Below are 20,985 nucleotides of genomic sequence, written 5' to 3' on the forward strand. Positions count from 1 at the left end.
ACGTGTATGAAGCAATTTATAAAGATATTCATATTGGTTTTCTTTACCGAAATTGTTTTGGCCATACTGGCATGGATTTTCAGCCTGAAAAGTGAGGTATCGCCATCATCCGTAATCGCACACGATGGCATTATGTTTATGCTCTCGCTCCCTTTCAACCTCGTGGACCCGCAATATCCTTATGACGCACCGGAGACAGAGCCCGGATTTATTATTGCAATTGTGGTAGCCGCTACATTGATGATCCATACCATAGCTATATACATGATCAGCCTGGGGGTCAGCAAGCATCCGGGTACAAACCACAATTGAATTTTTTGTTAATAAAAATTTGAATTACTCGCAGTTTGCTGTAGAGACGCCGGAAAGTTGAAATAGTAAGTTATGATTTTAGTATTTCAAACAATTTTATTGGATAAGACAGCGTATTCATTTCCCTTACACATTGAATTAAAGAGTATTTAGCAATATTCGATTCAGCTTTTGAAACATTACCTCTTATTTGATTTAGCTTTTTTAAATTTGATCGAAAAGCCATCACAAACACAAAACTCTTTCCTTGGTCAAAAACATTTTTGATAAAATCATCTTTATCGATTAAATTATCTGCATTAACGGCTTTATGATTATAGGCATCAATTACCTTCGAAAGAAATTCAGTTTTTCCAGAATTTCTTTCATTCATAAATCGATTTGCTGATATCTGGATTTGATTACTTAAATCTCTAATTTTTGCGTCAAATCCATCTTTAACATGTATAAAATAAATATTTGAGTCATCTTCAAACATAACATCGCATAATTCAATATTTTGGCTAATAGCTTTATCAAATACCCAATAATTTTCTTCAAGATGGTATAACCTATTATACGAATCTTCATTTTCTATATAATTATCCCATAAATGATATAAAACTTTCCCATTTAAATAATTATTTTCAAGCATTTGATCACAAATATTATTAATAGAATCTGTAAAATTATCATCTACCTTATACCATCTCGAATCAATTTGAAAAATGGGTCTGTTTTCAACATTAATTTCACAAACTATATGATTTAAAAAAACAGAATGACATAGAGTTTCATTTTTTCTCATCCCGTACAAATGTAATCCTGAAACTATTTTAGTAAATTCAAATAAAGTTACATTTTCCAACTTTTCATAAATAAGCTTCAACCCTTCTAAAAATAAATTCTTCCTATCATAAAATTTATATCCATTTTTGTCACCTTTGAATTTGTAAACATATTCCTCAGCTTCATAAAATTCCTTAATAAGTGATGGATGTACAAATTCAATATCAAGCTTTTTTGGATAGTCAGACTTTGCAGGTGAATATCTATCCATCATATTTTCAAATAAAATCAATATTAGTTGATTACGATATGAATTTTCAATTAAAAATTTATCTTTAACTTCAATAAATGATGTCAGTGATTTTTTATGATCAGACTGCGAAACCTCGTTAATCTTCTTTAACAGCATAGTGAGACTTTCGAACTCAATTTTGTGTTTTATATTAAAATAGGAACTTATTTCAAGCACAGTGCTTCTCTCTCCAAAATCTATGAAATCGAATAAAGTATCTTTAATTTCTTTTTTAAGAATGAGATTGATTTTGGAAGGTATATTTGTGAAGTTTAAAACGTCAATCAGTTTTAATCCATCTTTAAATATATCAGCTCTTTTTGTAAGTTTACCTGAAATACCCCTAACTTCAATAGAAATAACATCTTCATTTAAGTCAGTAATGTATTCAAAAAAATCTAAACCAAACCTGTGATTTTGATACCTTATTATTACCCTGCTTCCACCTCCTCCAACAATAGCATAAATATTTTGATCTATACTGGCAAACAATACAAATGACAATTGTAGGATTCTAAAGTCTAAATTTTGTGAAAGTTCTTTTGGTATAAAACTTTTCCAGTATGAGTCTTTTTCAGTTTCGTTATACAGGTAAACATAAAACCCGACATCGTCTATTTCAGTAGGATAAATTTCAACATTCAAATCTTTTGTGTTCTCAACCTTTTTCCTGTGTTCGTTAACAACATAATTGATTATCCTATGATTTTCAGCTAAGCCTAAATTTCTAAATTCGTAGTGACTGCGATCAATTTGAAAAATTTTGATCTCATATTGTTTATTTTCGAAATTTTCTTCCATTATCCATTATTTTGTTATGTGAATTTAAAAAAAAATTAACATATTTCAATTTTATATCTATAATTATTACGATAGCAATCTATCCCAAACATTTCCACCTTTCCAAAATTATACTTATTTTCGTACCACGAATGTAAACAGCAAATTATATACTGATGAAATACGATGTTATTGTTTTAGGAAGCGGCCCGGGCGGCTACGTTGCAGCCATAAGGGCTTCACAGTTAGGCTTGAAGACAGCTATTGTGGAAAAAGAAAGCCTCGGCGGCATCTGCCTTAACTGGGGGTGTATACCTACCAAGGCGCTGCTTAAAAGCGCGCAGGTTTTTGACTACCTGAAACATGCTTCCGATTACGGGCTTACCGTTACTGAATTTGACAAGGATTTTGGCGCTGTGATCGCGCGCAGCCGTGGCGTAGCTTCGGACATGAGCAAAGGCATCCAGTTCCTGATGAAAAAAAATAAAATCGACGTTATAGAAGGCACGGGCAAACTGAAGCCGGGCAAGAAAATGGACGTTACCGATAAAGACGGCAAAACTACCGAACTAAGCGCCGACCATATTATTATCGCTACGGGTGCACGCTCCCGCGAGCTGCCAAACCTGCCGCAGGATGGCAAAAAAGTAATTGGTTACCGCCAGGCAATGGTACTGCCGGAGCAGCCGAAGTCGATGATAGTTGTTGGCTCTGGTGCTATAGGCGTTGAATTTGCGCATTTTTACAATTCAATGGGTACAAAAGTTACTGTTGTTGAATTTATGCCCAACATTGTTCCGGTTGAAGATGAGGACATCTCCAAGCAATTTGAGCGTTCCCTTAAAAAGTCGGGTATCACGATCATGACCAACTCATCGGTTGAGAAAGTAGACACATCTGGCAATGGCGTAAAAGCTACCGTAAAGACTGCGAAAGGTGAAGAAATCCTTGAGGCGGATATCCTGCTTTCGGCTGTGGGCATCAAATCGAATATCGAGAACATTGGCCTAGAGGAAGTGGGCATCGCTACCGACAGGGATAAAGTATTGGTGAATTCTTATTACCAAACGAACATACCGGGCTATTATGCTATCGGCGACATCGTTCCCGGACAGGCTTTGGCACACGTTGCATCGGCAGAGGGCATCCTTTGCGTAGAGAAGATCGCAGGCCTGCATGTAGAGCCGCTTGACTATGGCAACATACCTGGCTGTACGTATGCTACGCCAGAGATCGCTTCGGTCGGCCTTACCGAAAAGCAGGCTAAAGAGAAAGGCTACGAACTGAAGATAGGCAAGTTCCCGTTCACCGCATCCGGAAAGGCAAAAGCTGCCGGTACGCCTGACGGTTTCGTAAAAGTAATATTTGATGCGAAGTACGGCGAATGGCTGGGCTGCCACATGATAGGCGCCGGCGTTACCGACATGATCGCTGAAGCCGTTGTAGCAAGGAAACTTGAGACTACAGGCCACGAGATCATCAAATCAGTTCACCCCCACCCTACTATGAGCGAGGCGATCATGGAAGCTGCCGCCGCTGCGTATGATGAGGTGATACATATATAATTTCAAATTGTAGATCGAGCTGCACTCGTAAATAATTTAGATCCGCTTTGAAATTCTCAGGGCGGATATTTATTTTAATGTAATTAGTTATAACATATATTTTCTCTTTCGGTCAAACATCAAAAACCCGATAGACAAAGGGGTTTGCAAAATTTTGTTGAATTAATATTATTAATTATGATGAAAAAATAAAATATTTCAAAATACTGATGATATAATTATCACATTTTCACTACATTAGCTTAAAATCCTTTATATATGAAAGTCAAAAGCTATTTTTTAAGAAGATATCGCTCTTTCATGGAGAAAAAGCATCTTCATTCGGTAAACAAGATCCATTGCGATACAGATGATCTTTTAGGCGCAGACAATGTGAGGCTGAAAGAGATATTTGAAGATCCCGAACTCAGGAAAAGCTGGGATGAAGCAAAAGTCGGCCTCGAGGCTTTCCTTTTCCCCGAAACTTCGGGAGGTGTTAATAAAGGCGACAGGAGAGCATTATTTTACATCATAAACAAATTCAGGCCGTTCTCTGTTCTAGAGATCGGTACACACGTGGGGGCATCAACACTGCAAATTGCTTCAGCCCTTAATACAGTGCACGGCACAAATGCAAAACTCACAACGGTAGATATTCTGGATGTAAACGATGAGGCCGGGAAAAGATGGCTGAAATTTGGCACTAAATTTTCACCGCTCCAAAATATCACTAAGAGTGGGTTCCATGATTTTGTTAAATTCGTAAACAGCCCGTCCATTCCTTTTGCAGAAAGCTGCAATGAGCGTTTTGACCTCATTTTCCTTGACGGCAGCCACCAGTCAGATGTTGTATACCGCGAGATCCCCATGGCATTGAACCTTCTTAATAAAAACGGCATTATACTCCTGCACGATTATTTCCCCGACATGAAGCCTTTATGGTCGAACGGGAATGTAATACCGGGACCTTACCTTGCAGTTAACCGCCTTATAAAAGAAGGTATGAAGGCTCATGTTATCCCATTTGGTGAGTTGCCATGGAACACTAAGCTTAATTCTAATATTACGAGCCTCGCCATTCTCGTGAAAAACTGATCTATTCTATATTTATCGGATCAAATAATAATTAGGGCATCGATACCAATTATTCAAAACATAAAAAATCCTTATTTTAGCCCTAAATTTTATCATCCAATGAAGAAAAACATACTCCTATGTGGACTGGTACTAATGGCTTTTACAACAGCCTGTGAGCAAAAAACAACAATTACTGAAACAACCGAAACCACGAAAGGCAAGCCTTCGGACCTTGAAACGCTGAAGACCGAGCTCGTGGCCCTGATGGACAGCTTTCATAGTGCACTAAAAAATAAGAAAGCCAACGACTTTAAAAACCTGCTTGACCCGAACGGGCTGTACTGTGGCACCGACCCAAGCGAGATGCATAACCGCGATGCCTATGCGCAGGAAATGGCCGAATTCCTCAACGATCCTACAATAGGCACAATTGCCTATACGGTAGACCTCCGCCAGATACGTGTTGCCGAAGATGGCAATAGCGCCGTTATAGTAGAGCAATATAAAATGGACCTTGTAAGCCCTGAAATTCCGTGGAGACTTGTAAGCCATGCCGTAAAAAAAGATGGCGTATGGATCTTGGACTTTTTAAGTTTTACATTGGTGCCTACCAATGCCCAGCAAGCACTGATAAACAATGCTGTGCATGTTAAAGCATGATAGCGGCTAAACGATCCTTAGCGCCGCGTTATAATTCTTTTACATTAATACTTACTTATTACCTTTAGGTGTAAAACCTTAAGATAATGAGCAAAGTAAAGAAAAAAGCGAAAAAGCGCAGTGCCAAAAAGAATAAACTTGGTGTAAAGAATTCACTGGTGAATAACATCAATGCCCGCAAGAGGAAAGGCATATCGCGTCCCAAAAGCAAAAAGACCGTTGCACGATCCTCTTATAAAAAGCTGAAAAGCAACTGGGGCAAAAAGAAAAAATAAAGCTTTTATAAAAAGCGAAAACCCGGGCTTACATTTCCGGGTTTTCTTAAAAAAGCGTTGTATCTTAATTCATCGGGCGCTCTTATAGTCGTAGTATTCACGAATGGTCATGATACCTTTGTAGTTATTTTTCTTGCGGGCCGAATACAGCCACGCCAAACCTCCTACCGTTAAGCACGAAGTCAGCAGGATCAGCACGGCAGTTATAAGGTAATTGCTGAAGCTGGTATTATCGAAATTAAAATCGTTTAGCAGCATATATCCTGAAAAGAGCAGGATAGCGATCGAGATGGTAAGGTATATTAATTTCATAGTTGAGTGATTTAGAGATAAACTTCCGTTCAAATCATGTTGCTAATTTCTGCAATTAAATCATCACCTCATAACAGTTTAATACTATATAACTTTTATTTAGTATTTCATTTGAAAGCAAAAGACTACACAAACTAATGTATCCCAACGCTGCGGGCACTTTTCAAAGATCACTGAAAGATATTCATCGATGTGTGTTAATGTTTTTACAAAGCTTCATTATATTATTTAAATTACTTAGAACTTTGTTTAAATCTTACTAAATACTACTACCATGAACTTAAAACGATTATTTGGTGCCATCCTTACGGTACTTGGCATAGTTGGCCTTATTTACGCGGCGTATATCTTTGCGAACACCTCTACAGGTGAACAAAACATTAAGACAACCGCCATATATGGCGTTATTGGCCTGATATTTTTCATTGCCGGTATCGGTCTTGTAAAAAAGACACGTGACGACTCGCACGCATAGCCTATAATATCTATAGAAAAGTCCTTTACAGTAAAGAATATATAAGGATAGATGCACCTCCTCCACGTGTGTGGGAGGTGCTTACACTACCTGAATATATCCAGCATGGGATACGCTCCCTGACTTTTGGATCATGAGATCCATACTGCGATTTAACGAGACCGCATCGCAAAAGATCGCAGAACTTGCCGGGAATTGGTAAATCCTACTTTAATCGAATCGGATGAACATACTGCGGAAGCTGATGGTCATGCTGTCAAATTGCTTTATCAGGTCCTGCCCTATATTCCCATAAAAGAATTTATCGTTATCACTTGCCGCTTCGGTTAAAAGATGTACATTCTTTATATCGATCGATCTTCCGTGTATGACTGGGCTAAAGGTTATAATATATCCTTTTTTGGTAGTCATGCCACCCGCACCGCCAAATTCAATATCCGATCCCGTGTATTTTGATCTAATTTCGTCTTTGTGCTTCTCAAAGTATTTCGGATACAAAGAAGTACCCACAGCCCCGGTATCGAAGGTGTAGTGCTCGTCTCCTATCCTGATTACGGGAATAAGGAAGTCGAGTGCCATTTCCGACCCGCTTACCGGCGATATATGGTGCGTTATTATAAATTCATCAGCTTTTGTGATCTGTATCTCGCCCATAGCTTCAATAACGGGAAAGCCGATGATGCCGTTGATCTGGTAATCAATTTGGGGAAATGCCAGTGCCTCATCAGGGAATACCAGGAATACGGCGTTTTTTACCACGGTGTTATCAATACTGAGTTCCCTGCATACCGCCATTTTTGCATGCACGGTAGCACCCGTTATCGAGCCTACCTCTATACTTCCGCCAAGTATGTTCATCCCCATCTTTAGGGCGGTACTTTCAGTTACGGTTGAAAGGTTAGCGCCGGTATCAAAAATGAAGTCGATGGTGGTGGCGTTAGCCTTCACGGGAAGGTTGGCAAGGTTGGCCTTGTCCCGTGTCATTTTGATAAATGCATCCTTATTTATTATAACTTCCTGCCTGGGCTGCTTTTTGAGCAATGACCATATATTGGCCATGTTGGCAAAGTCTTTCGCTTCATCGTCAGTAAGATATTTTGATGGGCCTGCCAATACCTGCTTGGCAGTTTTGTATGCTGCGGCATATTCAAAAAGGCGTGCGTGGTTGGCATGCTTTAGCCTTAATAGCCCAAGCTTGAGTGAGTCGCCTATTTCCCTGCCTGATCCCTTAAATAATTTGGCTATCTTTTCATTAGATAGTTCCGGGTTATTGAAAATATTATCCAGGTTGGCCTGAAGTACAAGGCTTTCAAACTTTGCGAAGTGCTTATCATTTTGATATACAAAGTCTTCCGCGTTGAAATAATCTTTTGCTTCAAGCATTTTTTGTGCTTTAGCATAGAGATCACCCTGCCCCGTTTTCTGTGCGTTCGCAATAAAGGATACGGAAACAGCCAGTGTGAGTAACAATAATTTTTTCATAGCAGTATTTTGATCATGCAAACATAAGGGAATTGTAATAGAGAACGTTAGAAACGTTGATCCAATTTCTATACAGGTTATAACCATTCCGGTAATATTTTATAAACACCTTTATACCATACCTATGGTGTATTCATTAAATTAGCCTACTGAACCTAATAATTTTAATAGTGGACATAATCATTACCAACGGCCTGCTAACTGCTGCGATCAACCCGAAAGGCGCCGAACTCAACTCCCTGAAGGACAACAAAGGCAGGGAATACATTTGGGAAGGCGACCCTTCTTTTTGGGGCAAGCATTCTCCTGTACTGTTCCCGATAGTGGGCACACTACGCAACAACAGCTATCTTTATGAAGGCCAAACCTACGGTATGACCCGCCATGGTTTTGCCCGCGACAATATGTTTTCGGTAAAGCAGCAGGAAGACAGCTGCATCGTGTTGACGTTCTCATCCAATGATGATACTAAAAGGATGTACCCATTTGATTTTGAACTGGAACTGTCCTACATCCTTAATGAGAACACATTGCACATTTATTATACGGTAACGAACAAAGGCACTGCTGACATGCCGTTTTCCATTGGGGCACACCCCGCATTTGCCCTTCCCGGTAATTTTGAAGACTACAGCCTTGTTTTTGAGAACGATGAAACACCCGTAAGTACGCAGCTGGAAAACGACCTGCTGTCATCAAAAACTATCGAGCTTCCGGTTAAAGGCACAGTGCTGCCACTCAATTATGACCTGTTTGAAAACGACGCGCTCATCCTGAAAAGCCACACCTCCCGAAGCCTGAAGATAGCAAAGAACGGAGACCCATTCCTCAAGGTGGCCTTTAGCGATTTCCCACACCTGGGCATATGGACAAAAGAAAAAGCGCCCTTTGTATGTATAGAGCCCTGGCTTGGCTATTCGGACCCTGAAAATGCTTCCGGGAATATCATTGAGAAAGAAGCCATTACGATCTTGTCGGAAGGCGAAAAGTTCAGGGCGGGCTTTAGCATTATAATTTTATGATAAAACAGTGGCTATCGACGCAACCAATCGGTCAAGGTGTCATCTACATGTAAAACCATTTTTATTTAAAGATCATGAAAACGCTCAAACTTAGATTCATCGCATTAATTATTGTCATTGCAGCTACTGCGGCATGTAGTGTAGACAATGGACCGCAAACTTGTTTTTTTAATGCCCAAATGGCTACTACTGCGGTGACCGGCCCCGAAACAACTCTTGTAAATGTACCTATAACCTTTAATGTAACTTTTAGGGTGGGTAATGATTGCGGTGTGTTCAACCGTTTTTTGGAGACCAACGGTTTTCCTAAACAGATCGTAGCGCTGGTTGACTATCCCGGCTGCGATTGTACCAATACACCTACTGCTACGCAAACAAAGCCGTATACGTTCACAGCTTCGGCAGCAGGAACTTATGAACTTAAATTCGTAGTTGATACGAATGTGTTCATTACTAAAACAGTTACTGTTACTGTGGATTAGATCAAAAAAATAGGCTATCATAAAAATCTTCCCACAAGGAAGATTTTTATGTTTATGGTAACCACTTGTTTAATATATTTGGTACCTACACCAACTGACCAAATGAACGAATTCCAAAGACAATATGACGAGGTGCGCGACCTGCTGCGCTTCGGAGACTATGCACTGGTAATAAAGCGTGTTATCGACTTTACGCTCGATACGCTATCAGTCGCATTTTACAAAAAAACCAACGCACTGCTCGACAGGCTGGATGACAACCCCGACGATGAGGCAAAGAGCAGGGAACTAAGCATAATACTGGATGAGTTGCATGTTTTCCTTTCTGATAGGCAAATGCCCAAAAGGGAAAAGGTCCTTGAGGCCATCCATATACAAAAGCAATATTCGCACTCATCCTTTGCGCTCGGCCCGGTAAACCTCAGCCTGTATGCGGGCGACATCGTGGGGCTTGTAGGTGAGAACGGCAATGGCAAGACCACCCTGCTCAGGGTACTGTGCGGCGAGCTGTATACCACATCCGGAAAAGTAGAATATGCATTTCCGTATAAAGATGCCTACGACCTTCGCACGCAACTGGTTTACATACCGCAACGTACCGACACCTGGTATGGCTCAATGTTCGAGAACCTTGTATTTACCGCGGCGATGTATGGCTACACACCTGAAGAGAACGAACTGGTGGTAAACCTCATCATTGCCCGATTGGGACTGCGCAAATTCAGGTCGCACAGCTGGAAACACTTGTCATCAGGATACAAAATGCGCTTTGAGCTGGCACGCATGCTTTTGCGCAAGCCAAAAGTTTTGCTGATAGACGAGCCATTGGCCAACCTGGACATACTTGCCCAGCAAACAGTGCTGGAAGACTTCAGGGCGATAGCCAAGTCGGCATTCAGGCCGATCGGGATCATACTAAGCTCACAGCAATTGTATGAAGTGGAAAAGACATCAGACCAGGTGATATTCCTGAAACAGGGCGTACAGAAAAACCTTCACAATGACGAAGCCGCTTCTGAAATGAAAGACCTTGTGATCGAATTTGAAAGCGAGTGGACACAAAGCAGGCTCAACGATATTTTCGCTGGCAACGGACTTGTATCGCTGCAGTTTAACGGCGGCACCTATGTAGCGACATTCACCGATGAGAAAACCATCCATGACTTCATGAGTATCGCCATAGCCAATGAGGTACCTGTTATCTACTTCAGGAACATATCCAACTCTACCCGACGTTTTTTCGTATCCTAAACACTTACTGACATGTTCAAGAACATCCAACATAAATTATTGCTGCGCTACCCTCTTTTGTGGAATATGCGCATTGTCCCGGTCATTATTGCGGGAGTGCTGCTTAATATCGTATTCTTTGCCTGGGGCTTTGATCACGGTGCTGTAGATTTTGGCCCTGAAAATTCGATGTATTATATCGACCCCACCCCTGCTATTGTCATTATGCTCAGCGTTGTCCTGGCTTTGCTGATCGTCATTTTATGGCTGGTATTTTACCTGCGCAATAATGCCTTCAAGTCCTATTACCCGATAAAGGGCAAGGCGCTTTACAAAGAGTGGCTGCTGCTGGTCCTGGCCTGTGTAATAAACTGTACGTACTCGCTCTCATTCCTGTATGGCCAGGATGTGCGCGGAAGGAGCTATTTTTCGGAAGAAGAGTTTTCGCACCGCATTGATGTCATAAGCATGGTATCCCTGTTCGCCGATGGCGGCTTTGAAGATGACGGCGTAGACCAGACATGGGTAAATGACCGGCCAGTTTACAAGAAGCGCAACTACACCACTTTCAGGGGTAAAAGGTATCCGCTGAATTCGCTCCTTAATAAAGAGACCGCCGACTTTTCCTATCAAAGGGACGGCAAGGATTCACTCAACCAGGACCGCGTAAAAGGCTGGTTGGCAGAAGGCCGCAAGGACTCCGTACTATGGCTGATGAAGGAGTTCGATAAGATCGTAAAAGACCATAAAGCAAAAACAAGCCTTACGCCGGAAAAATGGCTGGAACTTGTGTATAATTACCCGGCCTTCTCAAAATACATAACGGTGGGGCGCATAGAACGCTATGAAGTGCAGGAAACCATGAGGGCTGTAAGTGCCGATAATGTTCCGTATGAAGAAGAGGTTGCCATGGTTGACTATGCCGTTGAAGCCGATACGGTAACTTCTACAGAAGAATACATAAAGCACATAGACACGATCTCGAATTACATAAGGGTCATAGACAGCGTAACCTACATCTATCCTAAATATGCAGTGCCGCTAAACCAGCTGGAGCATGCCTACGCAGATGTATCTCAATCATATGTTAATCCTGAAATAGATTGGCCCATTGCCATGGCCTATGTTTGCTTTGCAATGGGACTATCATTACTAATATTTTCTTTCAGGGTAACCTCGGGCAGGGCATGGCTTATAGCCCTCGTGGCTTTTGGGCTTGCGGCATTGTTAACTGCATTCGTAACTTTTGCGATATTGGAAAAATACCTTGCCTCACCATTTTTCAGCCGTAACCAGGAAATGTTCTATTTTATACTCTGGCTTTGTATAGTCTTAGGATTACTGTTGTATTTCCTTTCCAGAAAACGATCTAAGGGCCACACCGCGATAGTGCTTAACATACTGCTCTGGTTAACGCCGTTCGTGTTGCCCGTACTGCTTTTTACAGCTAAAGAGATCGTAGCGTATTACACCTGGAAAAGATATACGGGCGATTATGATGACTATTGGATGGCAAAACAAGTGCACCAAACAGCATTTGAAGCCTTTATTGAAGATAATCCGGTGATCATCATATCCGCGTTAGTGCTGGGGTTCGTGATCTTCATGTACTTTTTCACCAATGCGATAAAACGCTGGAAGGGCCTCGCGGAGTCTTAAGGCTTGTGCTGCCTGATCTTGGGTAATGTACGGATGTACAGCTCTTCAACCTCTTTGCGGGCCCAGGGGGTCTTGCGCAAAAATGCAAGGCTTGACTTAATGCTCGGGTCATAGGTAAAACAGCGGATCTTAATGAGTTCGCCCAATGTATCAAACCCATAGAAAGCTACAAGGTCCCCGAGTATCATCTTTAAAGTAATGCCGTGCATCGGATCATTAGAAATTGGCTTTTCCATTTCGTAAATGTAATGTATATTGCGGCAGAAATTTGACTATTTTTACCGATCAGCACAAAAGTATGGGCCAAAGGTAGGGTAAACCCCGCCCCGGCTGTTACAGTACAACTGTAATGCAGTATTTTTTGCAAATAAAAACAATTTAAACCGGACTTATATGAAAAGCCTTTATCTGATCCTAACTGTACTTATCATGAATGTTTCTGCCTGGGCACAGGACAACACAACGACCATCTACCTGATCCGCCATGCCGAAAAAGCCGATGCCTCTGCCGATCCGCACCTGTCTGTAGCCGGAAAGCAGCGCGCGCAGCAATGGTCGACCTATTTTGCAGGTAAAGATATCGCAGCAGTTTACTCAACCGCTACGAACCGTACACGCGAAACCGCACAGCCGCTTGCTACCGCAAAGAGCCTTCAGGTAACTGAATACAATGCTGCCGACTTTTACCTTGGCTCCCTTGTAAAGAAAATGGGTGGGCAAAGCATTGTTATCGTTGGGCACAGCAATACACTGCCAAAGCAGATCAACCAGCTTTTGGGCAAAGACCAATACACAGACATTGCTGAAGCGGAATACAGCCAGCTATACACCATAACCATTACTGACGGCATACCTACTGCGACAGTACAAAAGTTATAGTCATTACAACATATAAAACAAGCCCGTCAGGATAAACTGCCGGGCTTGTTTTATTTTAAGTAAATATTCACTTACGTGGTTATTGCTGTATTAAACTATTGTCACTAAATTTGCACTCCTATGCAAAAAACGGTAAACATACTCAACAAGCGCGCGCGCTTTGATTACGAAATAATAGAGCGCTATGACGCGGGCATTGTACTGGCCGGATCAGAGATAAAATCCATCCGACTGGGGAAGGCATCCATTGCCGAAAGTTTTTGCGAATTCCAGGGCATGGAACTGTTTGCTATCAACACCAATATCGAAGAGTATGCCTTTAGCCGCAGCTTTAGCCACAAGCCCAAAAGCGAGCGCAAGCTGCTGCTCAACAAAAAGGAACTGAAAAGCCTCCACAAAAGCGTGCAGAACCAGGGGCTGACCATCATTCCGTTACGGATGTTCACCAATGAAAAAGGCATTGCCAAACTGGAGATCGGGCTTTGCCGCGGTAAAAAGAACTACGACAAGCGCGAGACGATGAAAGAGCGCGATAGTAAAAGGGATATTGACAGGATCAAGAAGATCTATAAGTAATCTTATCCAAAATTTTTATTTCTCCCTTAACATCACCATAGCAGTATGTTACAACGGCAATAATTCCATTATGCACAGCCAATCTACTATTGAATGCCTCATCATACCATAAATCTTCAGAATCCAGAGATTTAATTTCGCTATCTTCGAGATAGAATTGATTATAAGAGGTGCTGAAATTGAAATAGTATTTACTCATCACTTAATTTACATTACTCCTTATGCTCCTCCAGCCATTCCAGCCTCCTTTGGTCCGGCAAGTGCTTTACGCTAAAATAATCAAACTTCGCTTCAAAACCATTGCCATCGGGTGAGGCGGCCATCAGTCCCACCATAACAGGCGTGTTGTCCTGCAATGGTGCATTACGTGTCATGATATAATTTTTATCGTCAAGGCTGTAGTAGATCTCGACCGCATCCAGTCGGCGCACCACTTTTATCCAAATGAATGGCGGTACTTTATCCAAAGGCGTTACGCTCCAGTCGCTCTTGTCGTGCGTCACTACCGTACTGACGTTGAATTTACCATCCACAAATTCCACGCCTGTTTTAATATAATGCTTATGGTCAATGCGCAGCATCAGCCCCATCTGGTCGAAGCGGGCTTTATAGGCGCCGGTCAGCTTTACCTTGGCCTCGAACTCGCCGCCATAGGTCGCATAGTAAAAAGGCGCATCGTCTACCGTAAAGCCGTAGTGCGAAATGCGCCAGTAATCGCTCTTGGGCGTTACCTGCATAATAAGGCTTTTATCTTTTATCTGCCATTGCGAAGGCTCATTGAACCACTGCATTTTTTCAAGGCTTTGCGCCGATGTGAAATGGCTTGCCGCGATGAGGGCGAGACCGGTAAGGAACTGTTTCATATCTAATTCTTATTTTCTAACAAAGGCACGAACCTGAAATTCCCCAGCTCGTGCTTCTCGAACTGCGTTTCGCTTTTGCGTATCAGCAGCGTCATGATTTGGGCTTCGTGCTCGCCACCCACGGGAATTACGAGCCTGCCGCCTATTTTGAGCTGTGCCATAAGCGGTTTCGGTATCATAGGTGCCCCGGCGGTCACGATGATGCTGTCGAAGGGAGCGTAATTCGGCAGCCCCTTGTAGCCATCGCCAAAAGAAAGGTGCTTAGGGCGCATGCCTAATTTTGGAAGCAGTAAAGATGTCGATTTGAACAGCTCGTTCTGCCTCTCTACACTATATACTTTAGCCCCCATAGTGCACAGCACTGCCGTTTGGTAACCGGAACCTGTGCCAATTTCCAGTACCTTGTGGTCCTTTTCTACCTCAAGCAATTGCGACTGGTAAGCTACCGTGTAGGGCTGCGAAATAGTCTGACCTGCCCCAATGGGGAATGCTTTATCCTGGTAAGCATAATCCTCAAATGACGAGTTGAGGAAAAGGTGGCGGGGTATCTTCCGGATGGCTTCCAATACGTTTTTGTCGGTAATGCCTTTTTGTTCCAAAACGCTTACCAACTGATTGCGAAGTCCCTGGTGCTTGGCTGTGTCTTTCAATTGCGGCTTGTATTAGTTGCGGTAAAAATAGCAAACATTTTTGTGATTTGTCAAGCAAGGAGAGTATTATAAATTCAATAAAACTAAAGGGATATTTTAAACGCCGCTTTTGGAATTTCAATGCAAATAATGTTATTTTTGCTTAAAATATACTTCTTATGTTAAAAGTTGGCGTACTCGGCGCGGGGCATCTCGGGAAGATCCACCTCCGCCTGCTCAACCAGTCTGAAAAATATGAGCTAACGGGTTTTTATGACCCCAATAGTGAAAATGCTGATAAGGTGGCCCGCGAATTCGGCTACCGCAAATTCGACACCATAGCCGAACTCATTGCCGCCGTAGATGTGGTGGACATTGTAACCCCTACCCTTTCGCACCATGATTGTGCCAAAGAGGCCATCCTTGCCGGAAAGCACGTTTTTGTGGAAAAGCCCATCTCCAATACAGTTGAAGAAGCCGAAGAGATCATGGAGCTTGCCGCAAAGCATAACGTTAAGGGGCAGGTAGGCCATGTGGAGCGCTTTAATCCCGCGTTCATTGCAACCAAGGCCATGATAGAGAGCCCTATGTTCATCGAGACGCACCGCCTGGCAGAGTTCAACCCGCGCGGTACAGATGTGCCTGTGGTACTCGACCTGATGATACATGACATCGATGTGATATTGAGTGTGGTGAGATCACCCGTGAAGCACATTAATGCGAGCGGCGTTTCGGTGATCAGCGATACCCCTGATATTACCAATGCCCGCATCGAGTTTGAGAATGGCTGTGTAGCCAACCTTACTGCAAGCCGTATTTCTATGAAGAACATGCGCAAGTCGAGGTTTTTCCAAAAGAATGCCTACATATCGGTCGATTTCTTAGATAAGGTATGCGAAGTGGTTAAAATGAAGGATGCTCCGGAGGTACCGGGCGATTTCGACATGATCTTGCAAAATGCAGAGGGCGTAAAAAAGCAGATCTATTTTGATAACCCCGATGTGCAGGCCAACAATGCCATCCTCGATGAGCTGGAAACATTTGCCGATGCGATCAATAATGATTCTACGCCTGTGGTGACACTGAAAGATGGGACCGAGGCATTACGGATAGCTTACAGAATCATTGAGGCATCGAAGAATAATTTGAAATAGTAATAAAACTCCTATAAACAATTGCGAATTCAGTGAGTTCGCAATTGGCTTTTATACAAACAACAAACAAACTAAACATACTTAAAAAATGAAAAACATAGCTGTAATTGGCGCAGGAACCATGGGCAACGGGATTGCCCACACCTTCGCGCAAAGCGGATTTAATGTAAAGCTTATCGACGTATCGGAAAAGTCACTGGACAAAGGCATGGCAACGATCGCGGCCAACCTGGACCGTATGGTGGCTAAAGGCTCGATAACAGAAGAGGACAAGCACAAGACCATCAGCAATATCGTGACCTATACCGACCTTCAGGATGGTGTGGTAAACTGCGACCTTGTAGTGGAAGCCGCTACTGAGAACGTAAACCTGAAGCTACAGATATTCAAGGACCTGAATGATTATTGCGACGCAAAAACCATTTTGGCTACCAATACTTCCTCTATTTCGATCACCCAGATCGCTGCAGTAACATCAAGGCAGGACAAGGTGATAGGCATGCACTTCATGAACCCTGTACCGATCATGAAGCTGGTGGAGATCATCCGAGGATATAATACTTCTGACGAAGTAACTAAAAGCATTATGGAACTAAGCGAGAAGCTGGGCAAAGTACCTGTAGAGGTGAACGACTATCCCGGCTTTGTAGCCAACCGCATCCTGATGCCGATGATCAACGAGGCGATCGAGACGCTGTACAACGGCGTGGCAGGCGTTTACGAAATTGATACCGTAATGAAGCTGGGCATGGCACACCCTATGGGACCGCTGCAGTTGGCCGACTTCATTGGGCTTGATGTATGCCTTTCTATCCTGAATGTAATGTACGATGGTTTTAAGAACCCTAAATATGCCCCATGCCCACTGTTAGTGAATATGGTACGTGCCGGCAAGCTTGGCGTGAAAAGCGGCGAGGGATTCTATGATTACTCCGAAAGTAAGAAGGCGGAAAAAGTGGCATATAAGAAGTAGTTTTCAATAATAGTCCTCAGTATGCTCAGTCATCTCAATGAAGGAGAAATCCCCACTATCAGAGATTTTTCCTTCGTTGAGATAACAATTCGTACTAAACAGGCGATCACTTTAAACCTGAAACCAAAAAAAAGATTTGGCAAAAATAATCCCATTCAGGGCGGTGCGGCCGGCGCGCGACAAGGCAGCCCTCGTAACTTCTCGTTCCTACGACGATTACAGCCCCGCCGAGCTCGCCTCGCAGCTGGACTATAACCCATTCTCGTTCCTGCACGTGCTGAACCCTGCCTATGTGAACCAATTGAAGATATCTGCTTCAACGCGGTTCAAAGCCGTGAAGACACGATATGAGGAATTTAAGCACGAACAGGTATTGAAGCACGAGGCCAGCCCGGTCCTTTACCTGTACGAGATACAGAGCAAGAACCGCATTTACACCGGGATCATCGCTGGGACTTCGATCGATGATTACAAGAATAACATCATCAAAAAGCATGAGGACACCCTGCCCTACCGTGTGGAATATTTCAAGGATTACCTGCACCAGACGGGCTTCAATACCGAGCCGGTGCTCATTACCTACCCTGAAAACAACGAGATCGCCGAATGGATCTCAAATAAAAAACAAAAGCGGCCGCTGTACCTGTTCTCCTCGCCCAATCGCGACAAGCATACCCTTTGGCGGATAAAGGAAGATACCGAGATAAACTGGCTCGAAGAAAAATTTGGGGCTATGGAAAGCCTGTACATTGCCGATGGCCACCACCGTTCGGCCTCCGCTGAAATGCTGTATGAGGAAGACAAGGCATCTGGTAATGAAAACCTCAATTACTTCATGAGTTTCCTGATCTCTGAAAATGACCTGAAGATCTACGAATACAACCGCATCATCCACGACCTGAACGGACTGACTAAAGATAAGTTCCTGAAGGCGCTTTCGTCTGACTTCACGATTGAGAACAAAGGCCAGCAGCTGTGGAAACCGGAAGCAAAATTCCAATACGGTATGTACCTTGACGGAGATTTCTACGCATTTTACCTGAAAAACACTACCTTTAGTTCGGTTGCCGAAGCATTGGACGCACAGATATTGTACGATAAAGTATTACAGCCTTTATTAGGAATAACCGACCTACGTAATGACAGCCGCATAGAGTATATACCCGGCAGCAAACCGGTAACCGCTATAAAGCAAATGGTGGACGAAGGCGAATATGAAGTTGGGTTCACACTGTTCCCCGCAAGCATTGAGGAGATAAAGCACCTGGCCGACAACAACCTCATCATGCCGCCTAAAAGTACGTACATTGAACCGAAGTTCCGAAGTGGGCTGGTGGTTTATGAGATATAATTTCAGATTTGTAAATGATGACGATAAAAGATAATCTTTCTAAAATACGATCCTCCCTCCCACCCCATGTTACATTGGTCGCGGTAAGCAAAACCTGGCCGGTGCCCGACCTGATGGAAGCCTACAACACCGGGCAGCGCATTTTCGGGGAAAACAAGATACAGGAAATGGCCGCCAAATATGAAGAGATGCCAAAGGACATCCAATGGCACATGATAGGCCACGTGCAGACTAATAAAGTAAAGTACATGGCATCGTTCGTAACACTCATACATGGCGTGGACAGCCTGAAGCTACTTGCCGAGATCGATAAGCAGGCGAAGAAGCACAACCGCGTAATCGACTGCCTGCTGCAAATGCACATCGCCGAAGAAGACACAAAATTCGGCCTGGACGAAGGTGAACTCAATGACCTGCCGGCCTCCGCTGAATTTAAGCAGCTGAAAAACATCCGCGTTACAGGTCTTATGGGCATGGCTACCTTTACCGATGATGAAAAACAGATCCGAAAGGAATTTATGCATTTAAAGGAAGTATTTGAATATTTGAGTAAGCAACCTGAAACCTTAAACTTTAGACCTGAAACCTTATCCATGGGCATGAGCGGTGACTACAAAATCGCCATTGAATGCGGAAGTACCATGGTACGCATTGGGAGCAGTATTTTTGGTTCTCGCTAATCCAGCCCCCTAACCTCAAAAGGGGGGAATTCTTACTCATATCGTTAAATACGGGTTTAATTACTATATTTGCTATTAATGGCTTTAAAGACCGACATTTTGAATATTTACGATAATAATTTCCCCTTCGGGGGTTAGGGGGCATGTACGCAATACTCGACATAGAAACTACCGGCGGGCAGTTTAACGAAGAAGGGATCACCGAAATTGCCATTTATAAATATGACGGGCATGAGGTGGTCGACCAGTTCTTCAGCCTGATCAACCCCGAAAAACCAATACAGCCCTTTGTGGTGAAGCTTACCGGCATAAATAATGCCATGTTGCGCAGTGCACCCAAATTTTATGAGGTAGCCAAGCGGATCATCGAGATCACCGAAGGCTGCATACTCGTGGCTCACAATGCCCAGTTCGACTACCGTGTATTGCGCACGGAGTTCCGCAACCTGGGTTACGACTTCGAAAAACAAACACTGTGTACCGTAGAGCTTTCGCAGAAATTGCTTCCGGAACAGCCCTCCCACAGCCTCGGCAAGCTTGTCCGTGCCCTGGGCATCCCCATGACCGACAGGCACCGTGCAACGGGCGATGCGCTGGCGACCGTACACTTATTCAAGCTTTTGCTCGAAAAGGATGTGGAGAAGGAGATACTGAAAAGCCTTGTAAAGACAGAAGTTATAAAAGGCATAGCGCCCAAGCTGATGGACCTCCTGGATAAGGTCCCTTCAATTACGGGTGTGTATTACATACATAAAGAAGACGGCCAGATGATCTACCTTGGCAAAAGCCGGAACATAAAAAAGCGGGTCAACCAGCATTTTACAGGCACTTCGTCCAAATCTAAAAAGATACAAAAACTGGCCTTTACGGTCAACTATGAAGCCACAGGCAGTGAACTCATTGCATTATTGAAGGAGTGTAGTGAGATTAAAGCCAACAGGCCAACCTATAATGCCGCACTGAAGAAGAACATCTTCCCGTGGTCGATATATGCTGAAACAGACGGCAACGGCTATATTGCCCTGAAACTGCAAAAGACCGATGCCCGCAGGAAAGAGGTCCTATCGTTTGCCGGCCCGGCCGAAGGCAAAAGCGCGTTGTTCAAAGCTACTGAAAAATACAGGCTATGTCAAAAAATAAATGGCATGGACCCGACGGCTAAAGAACACTGCTTCCCTTATGAACTGGGCGAATGCAATGGCGCCTGCCTGCAAAAGGAAGCGCCTGAGGATTATAACCTGCGTGTGAACGAATACATCCTGGAAAACACTTTCAGCAACCAGACAATGGCCATTATTGACCGTGGAAGAACTGTTGAAGAACGCAGTGTGGTACTTATCGAGGACGGCATATACAAAGGCTATGGCTTCTTTAACCTCAACTACCAGGTGCATAAGCTGGATATACTAAAAAATAGCATTGTCCCGATGGAGGACAATAAAGATGTACGCCGTATCATCCGCAACTACATGCACAAAAAGAAAGGCTTGAAAATAGTACGGTTCTGACA

General features: G+C 43.2%; 23 protein-coding genes. 17 read left to right on the forward strand and 6 right to left on the reverse strand.

What is annotated here, in order from left to right; all coding sequences use genetic code 11:
• The first annotated feature begins 6 nt into the window (after positions 1-6).
• Positions 7-312, forward strand: a complete 306-nt coding sequence (locus ACT6R0_RS05700) for a hypothetical protein (RefSeq protein WP_444652109.1) — start codon at positions 7-9, stop codon at positions 310-312.
• A gap of 70 nt (positions 313-382) precedes the next feature.
• Here ACT6R0_RS05700 and ACT6R0_RS05705 read toward each other — a convergent pair whose 3' ends face one another.
• On the reverse strand, positions 383-2,173 hold the full coding sequence (locus ACT6R0_RS05705; protein WP_444652111.1) for a DUF6119 family protein: 1,791 nt from the start codon (positions 2,171-2,173) through the stop codon (positions 383-385).
• Between the two features lie 155 nt (positions 2,174-2,328).
• On the opposite strand from ACT6R0_RS05705, the gene lpdA reads away from it, so the two are divergent.
• The 4 genes from lpdA (at position 2,329) to ACT6R0_RS05725 (ending at position 5,708) form a co-directional block, all read left to right on the forward strand.
• Entirely contained in the window at positions 2,329-3,717 is a 1,389-nt protein-coding gene (gene lpdA / locus ACT6R0_RS05710) for a dihydrolipoyl dehydrogenase (RefSeq protein ID WP_444652113.1), read from the forward strand.
• A gap of 300 nt (positions 3,718-4,017) precedes the next feature.
• A complete protein-coding gene (locus ACT6R0_RS05715) occupies positions 4,018-4,791 on the forward strand; it encodes a class I SAM-dependent methyltransferase (RefSeq protein WP_444652114.1) in 774 nt (257 codons plus the stop codon).
• Positions 4,792-4,890: 99 nt separating this feature from the next.
• A complete protein-coding gene (locus ACT6R0_RS05720) occupies positions 4,891-5,433 on the forward strand; it encodes a nuclear transport factor 2 family protein (protein WP_444652115.1) in 543 nt (180 codons plus the stop codon).
• Positions 5,434-5,519: 86 nt separating this feature from the next.
• Positions 5,520-5,708, forward strand: a complete 189-nt coding sequence (locus tag ACT6R0_RS05725) for a hypothetical protein (RefSeq protein WP_444652117.1) — start codon at positions 5,520-5,522, stop codon at positions 5,706-5,708.
• A gap of 69 nt (positions 5,709-5,777) precedes the next feature.
• Here ACT6R0_RS05725 and ACT6R0_RS05730 read toward each other — a convergent pair whose 3' ends face one another.
• Complete coding sequence (locus ACT6R0_RS05730; protein WP_444652118.1) at positions 5,778-6,020, reverse strand: hypothetical protein; 243 nt, start codon at positions 6,018-6,020, stop codon at positions 5,778-5,780.
• Positions 6,021-6,294: 274 nt separating this feature from the next.
• Here ACT6R0_RS05730 and ACT6R0_RS05735 point away from each other — a divergent pair, with 274 nt between their 5' ends.
• Entirely contained in the window at positions 6,295-6,495 is a 201-nt protein-coding gene (locus tag ACT6R0_RS05735; RefSeq protein WP_444652119.1) for a hypothetical protein, read from the forward strand.
• Positions 6,496-6,705: 210 nt separating this feature from the next.
• Here the strand turns inward: ACT6R0_RS05735 and ACT6R0_RS05740 are convergent, their stop codons facing one another.
• Positions 6,706-7,977 (reverse strand): retropepsin-like aspartic protease, encoded by a 1,272-nt coding sequence (locus ACT6R0_RS05740; protein ID WP_444652121.1) that lies wholly within the window; start codon positions 7,975-7,977, stop codon positions 6,706-6,708.
• Positions 7,978-8,147: 170 nt separating this feature from the next.
• On the opposite strand from ACT6R0_RS05740, the gene ACT6R0_RS05745 reads away from it, so the two are divergent.
• The 4 genes from ACT6R0_RS05745 to ACT6R0_RS05760 all read left to right on the forward strand — a co-directional run bounded on the left by ACT6R0_RS05745 (position 8,148) and on the right by ACT6R0_RS05760 (position 12,370).
• The gene (locus tag ACT6R0_RS05745) at positions 8,148-8,999 is read left to right on the forward strand and encodes an aldose 1-epimerase family protein (RefSeq protein WP_444652123.1); all 852 of its coding nucleotides are present in this window, start codon (positions 8,148-8,150) and stop codon (positions 8,997-8,999) included.
• Positions 9,000-9,073: 74 nt separating this feature from the next.
• Positions 9,074-9,481 (forward strand): hypothetical protein, encoded by a 408-nt coding sequence (locus ACT6R0_RS05750; protein WP_444652124.1) that lies wholly within the window; start codon positions 9,074-9,076, stop codon positions 9,479-9,481.
• A 102-nt stretch (positions 9,482-9,583) separates the two neighbouring features.
• A complete protein-coding gene (locus ACT6R0_RS05755; RefSeq protein WP_444652126.1) occupies positions 9,584-10,732 on the forward strand; it encodes an ABC transporter ATP-binding protein in 1,149 nt (382 codons plus the stop codon).
• Between the two features lie 12 nt (positions 10,733-10,744).
• Complete coding sequence (locus ACT6R0_RS05760) at positions 10,745-12,370, forward strand: hypothetical protein (protein ID WP_444652128.1); 1,626 nt, start codon at positions 10,745-10,747, stop codon at positions 12,368-12,370.
• Here ACT6R0_RS05760 and ACT6R0_RS05765 read toward each other — a convergent pair.
• On the reverse strand, positions 12,367-12,606 hold the full coding sequence (locus tag ACT6R0_RS05765; RefSeq protein ID WP_444652130.1) for a VF530 family protein: 240 nt from the start codon (positions 12,604-12,606) through the stop codon (positions 12,367-12,369). The two genes, ACT6R0_RS05760 and ACT6R0_RS05765, sit on opposite strands and share 4 nt — an antisense overlap.
• Positions 12,607-12,763: 157 nt before the next feature.
• On the opposite strand from ACT6R0_RS05765, the gene ACT6R0_RS05770 reads away from it, so the two are divergent.
• Together ACT6R0_RS05770 and smpB are read left to right on the forward strand one after the other, a co-directional pair.
• Positions 12,764-13,249: a SixA phosphatase family protein gene (locus ACT6R0_RS05770; protein ID WP_444652132.1), complete on the forward strand. Its 486-nt coding sequence runs from the start codon at positions 12,764-12,766 to the stop codon at positions 13,247-13,249.
• 120 nt (positions 13,250-13,369) lie between these two features.
• Positions 13,370-13,825, forward strand: coding sequence for an SsrA-binding protein SmpB (gene smpB / locus ACT6R0_RS05775; RefSeq protein ID WP_444652134.1), 456 nt, complete (start codon positions 13,370-13,372; stop codon positions 13,823-13,825).
• A gap of 212 nt (positions 13,826-14,037) precedes the next feature.
• Here smpB and ACT6R0_RS05780 read toward each other — a convergent pair whose 3' ends face one another.
• Together ACT6R0_RS05780 and ACT6R0_RS05785 are read right to left on the reverse strand one after the other, a co-directional pair.
• Positions 14,038-14,688, reverse strand: coding sequence for a DUF1349 domain-containing protein (locus ACT6R0_RS05780; protein WP_444652135.1), 651 nt, complete (start codon positions 14,686-14,688; stop codon positions 14,038-14,040).
• Positions 14,689-14,690: 2 nt separating this feature from the next.
• Complete coding sequence (locus ACT6R0_RS05785; protein ID WP_444652136.1) at positions 14,691-15,338, reverse strand: protein-L-isoaspartate(D-aspartate) O-methyltransferase; 648 nt, start codon at positions 15,336-15,338, stop codon at positions 14,691-14,693.
• Between the two features lie 158 nt (positions 15,339-15,496).
• On the opposite strand from ACT6R0_RS05785, the gene ACT6R0_RS05790 reads away from it, so the two are divergent.
• From ACT6R0_RS05790 to ACT6R0_RS05810, 5 genes are all read left to right on the forward strand, one after another.
• Positions 15,497-16,471, forward strand: a complete 975-nt coding sequence (locus tag ACT6R0_RS05790) for a Gfo/Idh/MocA family protein (protein ID WP_444652137.1) — start codon at positions 15,497-15,499, stop codon at positions 16,469-16,471.
• 88 nt (positions 16,472-16,559) lie between these two features.
• A complete protein-coding gene (locus ACT6R0_RS05795) occupies positions 16,560-17,444 on the forward strand; it encodes a 3-hydroxyacyl-CoA dehydrogenase family protein (RefSeq protein WP_444652138.1) in 885 nt (294 codons plus the stop codon).
• 136 nt (positions 17,445-17,580) lie between these two features.
• Entirely contained in the window at positions 17,581-18,795 is a 1,215-nt protein-coding gene (locus tag ACT6R0_RS05800) for a DUF1015 domain-containing protein (RefSeq protein ID WP_444652139.1), read from the forward strand.
• 17 nt (positions 18,796-18,812) lie between these two features.
• The gene (locus tag ACT6R0_RS05805; protein WP_444652318.1) at positions 18,813-19,475 is read left to right on the forward strand and encodes a YggS family pyridoxal phosphate-dependent enzyme; all 663 of its coding nucleotides are present in this window, start codon (positions 18,813-18,815) and stop codon (positions 19,473-19,475) included.
• Between the two features lie 143 nt (positions 19,476-19,618).
• The gene (locus tag ACT6R0_RS05810) at positions 19,619-20,983 is read left to right on the forward strand and encodes an exonuclease domain-containing protein (protein ID WP_444652140.1); all 1,365 of its coding nucleotides are present in this window, start codon (positions 19,619-19,621) and stop codon (positions 20,981-20,983) included.
• Positions 20,984-20,985 lie beyond the last annotated feature (2 nt).

The sequence above is a fragment of the Flavobacterium sp. genome (genome assembly GCF_052437795.1).
Classification (GTDB): Bacteria; Bacteroidota; Bacteroidia; order Flavobacteriales; family Flavobacteriaceae; genus Flavobacterium.

Coding starts and splice junctions, on each gene's coding strand:
- ACT6R0_RS05700 (WP_444652109.1), top strand. CDS start 7: ATGAAGCAATTTATAAAGATATTCATATTGGTTTTCTTTACCGAAATT.
- ACT6R0_RS05705 (WP_444652111.1), bottom strand. CDS start 2,173: ATGGAAGAAAATTTCGAAAATAAACAATATGAGATCAAAATTTTTCAA.
- lpdA (WP_444652113.1), top strand. CDS start 2,329: ATGAAATACGATGTTATTGTTTTAGGAAGCGGCCCGGGCGGCTACGTT.
- ACT6R0_RS05715 (WP_444652114.1), top strand. CDS start 4,018: ATGGAGAAAAAGCATCTTCATTCGGTAAACAAGATCCATTGCGATACA.
- ACT6R0_RS05720 (WP_444652115.1), top strand. CDS start 4,891: ATGAAGAAAAACATACTCCTATGTGGACTGGTACTAATGGCTTTTACA.
- ACT6R0_RS05725 (WP_444652117.1), top strand. CDS start 5,520: ATGAGCAAAGTAAAGAAAAAAGCGAAAAAGCGCAGTGCCAAAAAGAAT.
- ACT6R0_RS05730 (WP_444652118.1), bottom strand. CDS start 6,020: ATGAAATTAATATACCTTACCATCTCGATCGCTATCCTGCTCTTTTCA.
- ACT6R0_RS05735 (WP_444652119.1), top strand. CDS start 6,295: ATGAACTTAAAACGATTATTTGGTGCCATCCTTACGGTACTTGGCATA.
- ACT6R0_RS05740 (WP_444652121.1), bottom strand. CDS start 7,977: ATGAAAAAATTATTGTTACTCACACTGGCTGTTTCCGTATCCTTTATT.
- ACT6R0_RS05750 (WP_444652124.1), top strand. CDS start 9,074: ATGAAAACGCTCAAACTTAGATTCATCGCATTAATTATTGTCATTGCA.
- ACT6R0_RS05755 (WP_444652126.1), top strand. CDS start 9,584: ATGAACGAATTCCAAAGACAATATGACGAGGTGCGCGACCTGCTGCGC.
- ACT6R0_RS05760 (WP_444652128.1), top strand. CDS start 10,745: ATGTTCAAGAACATCCAACATAAATTATTGCTGCGCTACCCTCTTTTG.
- ACT6R0_RS05765 (WP_444652130.1), bottom strand. CDS start 12,606: ATGGAAAAGCCAATTTCTAATGATCCGATGCACGGCATTACTTTAAAG.
- ACT6R0_RS05770 (WP_444652132.1), top strand. CDS start 12,764: ATGAAAAGCCTTTATCTGATCCTAACTGTACTTATCATGAATGTTTCT.
- smpB (WP_444652134.1), top strand. CDS start 13,370: ATGCAAAAAACGGTAAACATACTCAACAAGCGCGCGCGCTTTGATTAC.
- ACT6R0_RS05780 (WP_444652135.1), bottom strand. CDS start 14,688: ATGAAACAGTTCCTTACCGGTCTCGCCCTCATCGCGGCAAGCCATTTC.
- ACT6R0_RS05790 (WP_444652137.1), top strand. CDS start 15,497: ATGTTAAAAGTTGGCGTACTCGGCGCGGGGCATCTCGGGAAGATCCAC.
- ACT6R0_RS05795 (WP_444652138.1), top strand. CDS start 16,560: ATGAAAAACATAGCTGTAATTGGCGCAGGAACCATGGGCAACGGGATT.
- ACT6R0_RS05805 (WP_444652318.1), top strand. CDS start 18,813: ATGACGATAAAAGATAATCTTTCTAAAATACGATCCTCCCTCCCACCC.
- ACT6R0_RS05810 (WP_444652140.1), top strand. CDS start 19,619: ATGTACGCAATACTCGACATAGAAACTACCGGCGGGCAGTTTAACGAA.